Raw genomic sequence first — 11,519 nt, 5'->3', positions numbered from 1 at the left:
GTACCTGATCGTGGGTACTGGGACGCCCCGGTTCGGGACCAAAGCCCTGACGGGCACCGCGCTGGCCGAGGCAATCGCGTACAGGGACTGGGTGCTGAGCTACGTTAGCCAGTTCGTGCCGGTGGTGAACATCTGGGACGGCTTTACCGAAGCAATGACCGTGGAAGGCCTGCATCCCAACATCCTTGGCGCTGATTTCATTCAGTCCCGATGCGTGCCGGTCATCAATGCCAATTTCGAATTCTTCGGCGTGCCGCTGCCGACGGATGCCGCTGATCTTTACTCGGCGATTCGTCCGTTCGGCTGTCTCAATGCCAATCCGTTGATGGCTGGGACTGCTGGGACAATCAACGCATCGGCCAACCCAGTGGCCGGGTCGGTACTGGCGGACAGCTACAAGGCCAACGGTTCCGGGCTCATCGGGGTAACCACTCGCTGGTATAAGGAGCCCGCCGCATACGGCGAAGCACAATGCGTTGAACTGAGCGGAATCATGGGGGCGGCGGGTGGCTACATCTATCTGCAGCCTTCGGCAAACGTCACGCTGAGCAATCTTGTGGCGGGTGACGTGATTGAGATGGTTTCGGCACCTGAAATCGTCGGCAACAGCCGGGGCATCCTTGGTTGGGAGGCTGAGCTGATCATCACCAAGCCGGTGGCGGGCACGTCTACTACGATCTATTACCGCTCAATGGACAAGTACCAGGAACCATTTACCTTGCCGGCGAAATGGAAAGGCGCGCTTGAGACTCAGCGTTATTCGTTCGATGCAACTGAAACTGTCATTAGCTCGCGTATGGGTCTGTATCTGGCAGTTGGCGTGGCGCTTGACTCGAAGGTCAAGGTCAGTCAGTTCGGAGTCAGAAAGATCTGAGCCGCGCTTAAACCCGAGCTTCCTTCCTGGAAGACCGGTAGAGAATGAGCGCTTCGTAACACAAAAAGGGAGCGGCCAGCAGGATGCGTCAACATCCTCGCTGGCCACCGAAGGCGGCTGCTGTTATGTACCGTGCGCTTCTCGCCGAAGGCGTCACAGGATGGCAGGCCTGGCTCTTCTGGGCCGGTGTCCGAATAGGCGGCGCCAAGCAATACACCAAGACCCCGATAGATTTGATGTCTTCATCATTTTGAGCGGGGTTAGAGGTCGTCGTTGCCGCTATAGAGCTGATCATCCACTCTCTGCTTCCTGACGCCGATCTGGTACTCCGAAGGCGTGGGCTTGCCTGGCCCACCGAGCAGCCTCTTGAGGCAGCTCGAATATCAGGATTAGGCCATCGTGATCGACTACCTCAAAAACTGTACTCATCCCTTGTAAAGGTGCGGTGGTTTCTTAGCTGCCATTCGCGATTTTCTTTACTCTGGCAATGAATGCCACACACGCAGCGCTGTATGACTCATAACATTCCATTTCAGTTTGCAGACCGCGCTCGCTGTAGAAGATCACCCACACTGCTCCCTGACGGCACAAGCAGAGCGCTTCGTCTTTCACGACCCCAAGTGCATAGCTCGTTTCGGGAACGCCGTGCTCCTTCAACTGCTCGTTGACGTAGCGGCTTAGGATCTGCTCGATCACTGCCTGGGTATCGTCGCTGGACCGCGAATCGATGATATCCACTACCCAACCGCATCCGGCCTTGGCAGCGTGTTCTCTCCAGTTCCCTATCCAGCCATCAAGATCCCGCAGGGCAAGGCGTTTCACCCCACCGCCAGGAGCATGTCCACCACCCACCCATTCCTCAAAGCAGAACGGCTCGTCGGGCGTGGTCGTATCAATATGGAATTGATAGAACCAATGGCCTGGGAGACTTACGGCGTTTCTCCATCCGATCCTGATCCACCCCGGATAAGGAGCAGGTGGTTTGACGCTCTGTCCTGGCATGGGATTTCTCTTTACAGAAACTGGGGGACTCGCAAGTTGGAGATAGCCGAACAGAATCAGGCCTGCTAGGCCGAGCACTGCCGGCCAATGCGGAGGTTCGCTGCTGTGGAGCGTGTAAACGGACCACGGCGCGACGGTTGTAACGGCAACGGCAAGCCCGGCGAGCAGTCTGAGAGGTCGACCACGTCATCGAATCAATCCGTCATGCCGTTCCATAGACGCCACAATCGGAGTCCCTCTACGGCGTCGTCCCCGCGTATGGCAGGACTTGGAGTGCAACTGAGCGATGTTTCCATCTATCACGAGTCGCAGCAATTACCGCATCGCGAATTCGCTTTTGCTCTGCATCATCAGGCTGCCCCACAGGCCTGAGCTCCGGCAGTACAGGTGCGACCAGCGCCGACGGCACTTCACTGTTCAAGCTTATCGCCTCGACGCAGCAGAGCGTTCTGTGTGCCGAAACGTTACTGCACTGCATCCATAAACAACAGTGCAGCACTGATTCAAGAGACGATACCTGCTCACCCTGTGTCGCAGCTACAGTTTGGCGCTTGCCATTGCGTAACTCGTCGATCAACGCCAACGCGGCGGCACCGGTGGCGTACCAATCCTCACCCGCTTCTGCATCGCCTTATTGCAGCGCACTCCTTAGCTGTTTGCCCTCCAGTTCGGGCGGGCCCTTGACGTCCTGTTGGGTGCAAAGAATAACCCTAGGCTCGTCTTCAGAGCAGGCCTTGCGTGTAATGCGTAGCGTCCACTGCGCAAGCTCCATGTCCTCGAACGCAGACACTGCTGTGCACTGATGTGTAATGTCGCATTCCACCACCTAGCCTTTGATCTCACGATACAGCGGCACGTGCTCGGCGAAGAGCTAACCGCTGCGGCCGCCAGCCCTGCGACGATCAATGTGGACTTCAAACGAAACCCACCTGACGCTGACGCAGCGCCGCCAGTTCCTGCTCAGCCCGGGCCACGTTCAAGTAGCTCTCCATCACGCCCATGAGCTGGTCATCGCGCAGCGTTTTTCCGTTGACCCGATAGCCCACGGACATGATGCGTACCTTTGGCGTACCACGGGTGCGCATGAAGACGGCCTTGGAGAACTCGAAGCTGACCGCGCGTTGGTGCGCGTTTTCGTCAGAGTCCGAGCCGAGTTCAAGTATCAGCGATTCCATCCAACGGTCATTCTTGTAGCTCACGCGCCCCACCTGCAGCAGATCGATGGGCTGTTGGAGGTTGTGCACACGCAGATGACGGTGATCCAGCGTCATGAACACAAACTTTCCTGAGTGGCGGTTGGCCCAGGTAGCGGCAACCAGCACGGCAACCCCGACCAGGCTGAAGATCAGGGCACCCACGCCGCCCTTGTCACCCGGACGATGCACCCCACCCATGTCACGCAGCACCGCCCAGGCCAGCAGTGCCATCACCAGCGCGGCGACGGGCAACACGTATTTGACGCGGGGTGAGGAGGTGAACTCGGTCTTGTCCGGCACCGAGTCGATGAAGGCTTGCAGGTCGCCGGCGGTGTCTTCGGCTTCAGTGCGTGTGGCCTGGTTGTATTCGTCGGTCAGCGACGCAGCAAGGTCAGCAGCGCTGCCAGGTTGGTAAGGTTTATTCATCGGGCGAGTCTCCGTGCTGCTCATGCGGTGTGCGCCGTCTCGGCGAGCAATTGGTTGAACCACTGGGTGTCGGCCTCGCTGGCCGGACGGGACGCCTGGCGTAGCAAGTCGTCGTCCAGTGCAACCTTGAGGTTGCGTACGCGCTGCAAGGTGGGCGGATGGGTGTCGAAGGGGTGCTCGACACGGTGTTCGAGGGTGTGGGGGCTGACCGGCAACGCGTGCTGCCCCATGTGGATGTTGAGCGCATGCACAATGTTGCGGGTCTGCGGGCTGGCGAGCAGCAGGTCGATCAGCTCGGACAAGGCACACACCCGCAGCAAGGCGCTGGCGAACGTGCGGGCACCGGCCACCCTGGCGCCCACTTCGTCGGCGGCCAGTTCCTGCCGGCGGCTCCAGTGATGGAAGGCGTGATCGAATCGCTCAAGAAAGTACAGCGATACCCAGATACCCGGACCGGCCAGCAGGGTGTCGCTGTCATTGTCTTCGAGCATGGTGTAGATACGTGAATGCACGCTATGGAACAGCGACGACAGCTGCGAGCCCTTCTCCGTGTCGCCGGATGCGAAGTGCCCCAGCTCATGTCCCACCACAGCACCTGCTTCGTCCTGGCTCATGGCCGAGGCGTAGGTGAGGGGGATATACAGCGTGCGCCCAAGCAACGGCGCCTGCGCTGATTGCAGGAACACCTGGCTGCTGGTCACGAACCAGGAGCGGTCGACGCCCACCACGATATGGTCCGGCGAAGGCGCATTGGCTGTGCATGCAATGTTATCCACCCAGCGCCACAGACCAGGTGCGTGCTCGCGTAGTAACTCACGCCCCAACAGCCCGAGCGCAGGTGCCTCCAGCGGTGCCAGTCGCTTGCGGATGCTACGCAGCAATAGCACGCCACCTGCCAGCACCACCCACAGCGGCAGAGTGAACAGCAGCGGCATGGCACCGCCTCGGTCCCAATTGCTGTAAGCCCAGGCCATTTCGTAGAGCAGGCACAGGCTGATGCCTGCCACCAACAGCGCCACGTCAAGGAAGATCAGCTGTGTGACGCGTCGCCAGGCCTGCGTCAGGTGCTGCAGCATGTAGTCTTGCGAGCGCATCGAGCGCAGGGCGTCGTATTTGAGCTTGCCTAGCAGCGCCACACCGGTCAGGGCGGCCGCCAGCGCACACAGCTCAGCCAGGTGCGCGAGTAACCCGCGTAGCGTCAGCCAGCCGTGGTCCTGCGCGATGCGGGCGATCTCCTGCTGCATGTGCGGCACGATGTACTCGGCCCCGACATACCCGCCGGTCAGGCTCTTGTGCACCGGCAACAGATGCTCGGGGTCTTTTTCGGTGGCCAAGATCCAGTCGCGCATTTGCTGCTCGTCGCTCAATGCCCAGTGCACGCGACCGTCTTGCAGCAGTGCGTAAAGCATCAGCCCCAACGGAACTAGAAACAGAAAGGCCAGCAGCCGCAGCCTGCGTGATGACGTGGACATGTTCATTTCTGGTTCAGGTAGTCGGTAAGGAAAGCCTGGGCATTGCCCTGTGACGACAGCCATTCGCTGTAGCCCACGTTCAACTTTCGGCTTTCGTCAGGCAGGTACAGCTCCCCATAGTCATCCTGAAGGATCAGCGCCACGAACTTCTGGCCGTTGACCTCGGTGCTGTAGCGCATGTCCTTGGCGGTCTTTTCCACTTTCATTTTCTGGATGCGCAGGTTCCAGTCATGGTCCACCCCTTCCACTTGCACCAGGGCCTCGTCGGCAGTGCGGGCTCCGATGCGCAGCGTCCATACCTTCACGCCTTGCTCACCTTGGTAAGCCATGATCTTGTCGGCCACTTCCGGGCGGGCGTCGTCGGCCAGGGTGAAAGCGGAAGTCAGCAGCAACGCGCCAACGGTGAGTGCGCGCACGCAGGTGCTCAGGAACATGCCAGTGTCCTCGATAACGAAATGAAGGGCACCTGATAAGTCAGAGTCACCGGATCGTCAAGGTGCTGGCCGCATAACACAAGTGAATGGCCGCCGGTCACAGGCATTAGTTAATAAAGCACCACCAGCACCACTATGTTGCGACCCCGTTGTCGGATTGACGTCAAATAGCCGTTAGCCAGTATTGAACGTCATGCAGAGCTGTACCCCTTATTGGGACACCGAAGTGTTCTACGATTGGCCCGCAGCCCTTGAGCACGTCGAGCTCTCGTCACCGGTCCAGCGCTTAAGCGTGCGCGGATTCACTTCGTTACCTGCCAGAAAGGTGTGATCCTTCTGTGACTTCAGTGCCGTCATAGCTGTTCCCATCAGCTTCACCGTTCGACGGCCTGACGCAGTCTTGAGAATCTCCACCACTCCCTTTGACGCCTGAGTCATTGCCTTGGTGAACATCACTTCTTCTCGGATCTAGTCCACGTCGCGTCCATTCCAAACCGCCAGCTTGGACGACGCAAGCACTATCGGACTCCCAGCAGAGTCGAACGATCCGTTCTCATATCCGAGCTGGAATCATCGCTAACCAAGCAGCCCTCAGAGCTGCGCAGGCGTGTATCAGGGATGTTTGTCTATCGAAGACGTATCTCCGCGAGTTGCTAGCGGCAGCGTTCCAGACCAGCTACCCGGTTGCCCAGTGATGAAAGCTCCAGAAGACAGCCAGACAACCTGGCCTCAGTCTGCTTGAGATCGACCCTCAGCTTGTCCCGCTCGATCGTGACCTCGTTGTGCATGTCGATCATCTTGGCCAGATTTTTTCGGTATCGGCTCAGCTCCTTCTGAAGCATGTGGCACTCCTCGATAAGCAAGCGCGATTGTTGCTCGAGCATCTCTTCACGGGTGAATTCATTGGGCCATTCGGCCTCTTGGATAGGTTTCATTTGCTGATGTTCGGATACTGTTTGAATATACAGTATATCGGGGGCGCGCTTGATAGCGAATCACGTCGACGAATTGCATATTAGGGAAGTGTTGAACATCGGCAGGAAGCTATGGGGGGGTTAAGGTATGCGTATTCAGCATACGTGCAGGTCTGCGCAGAGAGTTCTGCACGGCCAACTGGGAGTTAAAATACCGGTCCGCAATCATTTTCAAGCTATTGAAAACATTGGCTTAAAACACCGCATATTTACATTGATTGCGGACCGGAAACGTATAGCAAGCTATTGATTTACATAGAATCAGCTTCGGACTTAAAATCCGTCGTCCGAAAGGATGTGCCGGTTCGACTCCGGCTCGGGGCACCATTCAAAATCAGGCGCTTACGGAGCATCCTTAAGCGCCTGATTGGTTTCGAGATTGCCGCAGTTATGAATGTCGGCGCAGTTAATTTGTTGAAGTGACTTTCTTGCCTCTCCTTCTACGAATGTAATGCTCGGTCACGGCGACAGTTGTGTGTCCCACTGGTCCTTGGCCTGCAAAATGTCTCCGCTGCTTTCCGCCTTGTCTGTCCCCGCCTTGGCGCGCAAATCTCTCATCTGGAACTCAGCCTTTGGCACCTTCGCCGCCTTCCTGGCGTCATCAAATCGCTTTCTGAGTATTGCTGCCGTCATCGCAGCGCCCTAAATCGTGATTAGCAGCTTGGTAGACCTCACCTTCATTGCAGCTTTACGTGCAGAAATTCACGACAAGACCGCTTTTAATTCGCCTGCAACCACCATCCTCTGAAGAGCGTCCGTCTTGTTTTGCCGGATGCCGAAATCGCCGTCCCGGATAGTTGACCGGTCAGGTAAGCAATATCCAGGGTGTCACGCAGGGTTCGCAGGCCTCTGCGTAGACCTTGGCGAAAACATCGTATGCGTCTGGGCATCACACCTTGCATGATTGAACCGGTTGCCACCTATGCGGCAGCAAATCATCGATTTAACTCGTCCGCTGCGTCGGCGAGCGCGTGCGAACATCCTTCAGGTACGCGTACGGATCATGCCAATTCAACCGCGCAGACTGGATCAAACTTATGATCGCGGCGGGGCGTTTGCCACTGCGCAACGACCCGGCACAGAGTCAGATCTTGCGCCCGAGGGGCCATGGCCGGATTTGGTTCTCACACCAGTTATTGTCTTATGGGTACGGCCCCGTCATCGAGGTAGCGCGACAGCGCTGCCTAGCGTTTCAAGCTGTACTCCAAAGCTTTACTGAGGACAGAGCCCTCAGGAAAAAGAGCAAGCTGGGCGATCATCCAAGCATACAGCTTGTCCATCACAGGACGGCTTTCTCTTGCCGTATTCGGTGCCGGGAGTCCGGTTCCAGGTCGCGGACTCGTAAAGCAGTTGGATGTAGTGCGTAGCCTGTTCGGCAACTGTGCTTTTGTTCGTCGCATGCAACTCGAAGAATTTCGCCGTGTATGAGCCATGCAGCCGATCTCGGTCAGGCCGAGCCCGAAACCCGCTTTGTAACCGCCAAAATCATCTTGCCCTTCCAGTCTTGCAGGGAGTTTCGAGCATATCTCCGGCACGGCTGGGCAGGCCACCCGAGCTCACCTGCAGCCCACAGAGAAGGGCAATGAAGTCGAGCTGAAAAGGCTAGGTACGCGAGCAATCAGAAGTTGCTCTCCCAGCTCCGAATCCAGATACAGCCACACTCAAGGGATCAGGCCATTCCCCGCTGATATTCGCTGTGTATGCGGGCTGCTGCGGGAACATCGAATAACGCATCCAAGCGCGCTCGTGCGGTCTTCTGACGGAACGTCCCGTGCAGGGTGCTGTCGCCAGCGTCGTGCATCGTGTCCGTCATCCAAGTGCTGAACTCCTGGTAGCGCCAAACATGAGGCATCACGGTATCGGTGTATGCCGCCAAAGGAGCCAGGTCCTCGTCTCGCACCGCACTGATCAACGCTCGAGCCAACATGTCGACATCGAATAGCGCCAGGTTCATTCCCTTAGCACCTGTAGGGGGAACCAGGTGAGCGGCGTCACCGGCGAGAAATAACTGACCATGCTGAATCGGGACGTGCACCACTGAACGCAGTGGCACTAGTTCCCGCTCGAGAACAGCCGAATTTGTAAGACTTGCGTCACCCGTCCGAAGACGGATTTCGTCCCAAAGACGTTGATCTGGCCAGTCCGATAACTGATCATCAAGCGAGCACTGCAAATAATATCGGCTTCGATGTGGTCCGCGAGGGAGTTGGCCCACAAAGCCATGCTCACTGATTCCCATAATGGGATGTGCGGCTACTGGGGCTTCCACAAGCGCTGCTAACCACGCATAGCCAAAGTTATGAATGATGGTTGTTAGCACACCCGCCGGAATGGAGGCGCGGCTCACACCTCGGTCCGCGTCGCAACCAGCAATATGCGCACAGGTCAACTCATGTAGGCCGCTCGCGTCGGCGTAGGCAACCTGAGGGGCAACGCCCGCCTCGTTCCTGATGGTGACGTCCGTGACGCTGAATCGCACGTCTGCGTCCATTTCATCTACCAGTACCCGAAGTAGATTGTTGACCAGCATCTGCTGTGTGCAAAAGCGGCCCTCGACGGCATCTTCTTTACTGATTTCAAAGACGCGGCTGACGCCATCGGTGCGATAGTCAATGGTCTGGGCGACGGGGCCTCCAAGTAGTCGATCAGCCAGACTCCAGAGCTCGAACATTTGCACATTGCGTGCATCGACCACTCCTGCACGTTGTCGGGTCTGGACGTAACGGCGGTCGCGCCGCTCAAGGACTATGCAAGCGATGCCGGCGACTTTGAGGAATGTGGCTAACGTCAAGCCTGCTACGCCGGCCCCAATGATGACTACGGGGGTATTTTCTTGGATTGCCATGGTGCACCTCCACCGCTGATAGGATGGAGATCAAGATATAAGTATTTGATTGCCTCTTCTAATCACATCCGGCGACTACCTTCATCATGAAAAAATCGAGGCAGATGAGCCCGAAAAAGCTGCCGATTCAGGCTCGGGCGGTGGCAACGGTTGAAGCCTTGGTCGAGGCAGCTACTTACATTTTGGCTCGCTCCGGCCCTGCGGGATTCACTGCCAATAAAGTCGCAGACAAGGCAGGCGTCAACATCGCATCCTTCTATCAATACTTCCCTAACAAAGAGGCGCTGCTTTTTCACATCGTACAGCAGACTTGGGAGCGCCAACTGGCCAGGCTATCGCCTATCCTGAGCCGGAGAGACGCCAGTCATGCAACTCGGCTACGTGATTTCCTCAGAGAGTTCTTCATGATCGAATCGGCAGAGGTGGAGCTTCGACGTGCACTTCGGGCGGCTTCGGTGGAGCTTAGAGAGATGGAGGAGTATCAGAGATTGCTGCGCGATGGCATTAAACTAACCAAAACCTTCATAGCCGATGCCGTAGGTGAGCACCTTGAACATGAGGTCGATTTTATCGTCCGATTCGTGGTGCTCATGACCACCAGCTTCGCTGAGCGTACTACTGACGAAGGAACCGATGGTGCCGAATTGATGCGTCAGGCGGATTTGATTACTAGCATGCTGGTGAAGCAGTTTGAATTGACGTAGCCATTCAGAGACAACAAGGTAAGCGGCCAGCAAACACACTTTGCACAGATCAGGCTGGGGTCCACTGATGCGGCAGCAGTTGCTCGATCTCGCTGGCCCGCTGCATCGGCAGCCGCGTCAGCACATCCTTGAGATAAGCATACGGATCATGCCCATTGATACGCGCCGACTGGATCAGGCTCATGATCGCTGCCGCCCGCTTGCCGCTGCGCAGCGACCCTGCAAATAACCAGTTCGACCGCCCGAGCGCCCACGGCCGGATCAAGTTCTCGATCTGGTTGTTGTCGATGGGCACAGCACCATCTTCCAGGTAGCGCGTCAGTGCTACCCAGCGTTTGAGGCCGTAATCCAGGGCCTTGGCTGTGGCCGAACCCTCGGGCACCAGTTCGCGTTGGGCCAGCATCCACTCATGCAGCTTTTCAGCGATGGGCATGGCTGTTTCCTGGCGTAATCGCCAACGGTCTTCGTCGCTCATTTCCTTGGCGTGTCGCTCGACTTCGTACAGTCCGCCAATCGAGTGAAGCGCCTGCACCGCCAATTGGCTTTTATTGGCTACATGCAGGTCGAAGAACTTGCGGCGCGCATGCGCCATGCAGCCGATTTCGGTGATGCCCAGTTCGAAGCTGGCCTTGTAGCCGGCAAAGTCATCACAGACCAGCTTGGCGTTCCAGGTGCCCAGGAAGTTACGCGCATGTTCGCCAGCCCGGCTGAGGCTTAAGTCGTAGACCACGGCCTTTAAGGCCGAGAACGGCGTAGTGCTGTAGGCCCAGACATAAGCGCGGTGGGTTTTCTTCTCCCCGGGCGCCAGCATTTGTACCGGCGTTTCATCGGCGTGAACCACGCGCTGGGCCAGCACCACTTCGCGCAGCGCATCGACCAGCGGCTGAAGCTGCACGCCGGTTTGACCCACCCACTGCGCCAGTGTCGAGCGCGGGATGGCCAGGCCGGCACGGCCGAAGATCTTTTCCTATCGATAGAGCGGCAAGTGGTCGGCGAACTTGGCCACCATCACGTGGGCCAGCAGGACAGCAGGACAGCAGGCCGGCAGTGCGGATGACCTTGTCGATCACCTGCGCCGGTACCGGGGCCTGGATCAGTGTTTCGCACTGCCGACAGGCCCATTTCCCACGAACGTGCTGTTCGACAGTGAACACGCCCGGTGTGTAGTCCAGCTTTTCGCTGACGTCTTCACCAATGCGCTGAAGCTGGCAGTCGCAAGCCCACTGAGTGTCGTCCGGTTCGTGATGGGGCACAGTGCGTGGAAACTGTGGCGGCAGCGGCGCACGCTTGGGTTGCTGGCGTGGTTCTGTCTGTGCGAGTGCTGGGTGAAGAGCTTTTAACTCCGCCTCAATGGCTCCGAGGTCGGTATTGAGGAGGTCGTCGAGCAAGCTGCCTTGCGCCGGGCTGATCTGCTCACTGCGCTTGGCGAACTTGTGACGTTTAAGGATGGCGATCTCGTGAGTGAGCTGCTCGATGATCGTTTCATCACGATGGATCTTCCTGCTCTGGGTATCGACCTTGGACATTAACTGCGCAGCCAGCGTGCGCAGTTGTTCGGGGCTCATTTGGTCGAGATCGGACAAGGAAGTCAT

The 11,519-nt window shown here is 57.7% G+C and carries 8 protein-coding genes and 2 pseudogenes; 2 read left to right on the top strand and 8 right to left on the bottom strand.

Translation table 11 applies throughout. The features are described 5' to 3' along the window. Positions 1-874: SGNH/GDSL hydrolase family protein (locus B3I26_RS02895; protein WP_296254922.1), on the top strand; the 874-nt coding region annotated here is incomplete at its 5' end. Between the two features lie 453 nt (positions 875-1,327). Here the strand turns inward: B3I26_RS02895 and B3I26_RS02890 are convergent. From B3I26_RS02890 to B3I26_RS02860, 7 genes and pseudogenes are all read right to left on the bottom strand, one after another. Further along, positions 1,328-1,876: a hypothetical protein gene (locus B3I26_RS02890; protein WP_296254920.1), complete on the bottom strand. Its 549-nt coding sequence runs from the start codon at positions 1,874-1,876 to the stop codon at positions 1,328-1,330. A gap of 914 nt (positions 1,877-2,790) precedes the next feature. Further along, positions 2,791-3,498: a hypothetical protein gene (locus B3I26_RS02885; RefSeq protein ID WP_296254918.1), complete on the bottom strand. Its 708-nt coding sequence runs from the start codon at positions 3,496-3,498 to the stop codon at positions 2,791-2,793. Between the two features lie 20 nt (positions 3,499-3,518). Further along, positions 3,519-4,970 carry a M48 family metallopeptidase gene (locus B3I26_RS02880; RefSeq protein WP_296254917.1) on the bottom strand — a complete coding sequence of 484 codons (1,452 nt, stop codon included), beginning with the start codon at positions 4,968-4,970 and terminating at the stop codon, positions 3,519-3,521. Positions 4,971-4,972: 2 nt separating this feature from the next. Next, positions 4,973-5,404, bottom strand: a complete 432-nt coding sequence (locus tag B3I26_RS02875) for a hypothetical protein (RefSeq protein ID WP_296254915.1) — start codon at positions 5,402-5,404, stop codon at positions 4,973-4,975. A 653-nt stretch (positions 5,405-6,057) separates the two neighbouring features. Beyond that, a complete protein-coding gene (locus B3I26_RS02870) occupies positions 6,058-6,339 on the bottom strand; it encodes a hypothetical protein (protein WP_296254913.1) in 282 nt (93 codons plus the stop codon). Positions 6,340-7,321: 982 nt separating this feature from the next. Beyond that, positions 7,322-7,811: pseudogene (locus tag B3I26_RS02865) on the bottom strand (IS66 family transposase). 236 nt (positions 7,812-8,047) lie between these two features. Further along, positions 8,048-9,223: a 4-hydroxybenzoate 3-monooxygenase gene (locus tag B3I26_RS02860; protein ID WP_296254911.1), complete on the bottom strand. Its 1,176-nt coding sequence runs from the start codon at positions 9,221-9,223 to the stop codon at positions 8,048-8,050. A 104-nt stretch (positions 9,224-9,327) separates the two neighbouring features. Between B3I26_RS02860 and B3I26_RS02855 the strand changes: the two genes are divergently transcribed. Next, a complete protein-coding gene (locus B3I26_RS02855; protein WP_296254909.1) occupies positions 9,328-9,927 on the top strand; it encodes a TetR/AcrR family transcriptional regulator in 600 nt (199 codons plus the stop codon). 49 nt (positions 9,928-9,976) lie between these two features. Here the strand turns inward: B3I26_RS02855 and tnpC are convergent. Next, positions 9,977-11,519: pseudogene (gene tnpC / locus B3I26_RS02850) on the bottom strand (IS66 family transposase).

It is taken from the genome of Pseudomonas sp. UBA5706, from assembly GCF_002419965.1.
In the GTDB taxonomy this organism is placed as follows: domain Bacteria; phylum Pseudomonadota; class Gammaproteobacteria; order Pseudomonadales; family Pseudomonadaceae; genus Aquipseudomonas.
This window is presented reverse-complemented; position numbering and strand designations above follow the sequence as displayed.

Coding starts and splice junctions, on each gene's coding strand:
- B3I26_RS02860 (WP_296254911.1), bottom strand. CDS start 9,223: ATGGCAATCCAAGAAAATACCCCCGTAGTCATCATTGGGGCCGGCGTA.
- B3I26_RS02880 (WP_296254917.1), bottom strand. CDS start 4,970: ATGTCCACGTCATCACGCAGGCTGCGGCTGCTGGCCTTTCTGTTTCTA.
- B3I26_RS02870 (WP_296254913.1), bottom strand. CDS start 6,339: ATGAAACCTATCCAAGAGGCCGAATGGCCCAATGAATTCACCCGTGAA.
- B3I26_RS02885 (WP_296254918.1), bottom strand. CDS start 3,498: ATGAATAAACCTTACCAACCTGGCAGCGCTGCTGACCTTGCTGCGTCG.
- B3I26_RS02875 (WP_296254915.1), bottom strand. CDS start 5,404: ATGTTCCTGAGCACCTGCGTGCGCGCACTCACCGTTGGCGCGTTGCTG.
- B3I26_RS02855 (WP_296254909.1), top strand. CDS start 9,328: ATGAGCCCGAAAAAGCTGCCGATTCAGGCTCGGGCGGTGGCAACGGTT.
- B3I26_RS02890 (WP_296254920.1), bottom strand. CDS start 1,876: ATGCCAGGACAGAGCGTCAAACCACCTGCTCCTTATCCGGGGTGGATC.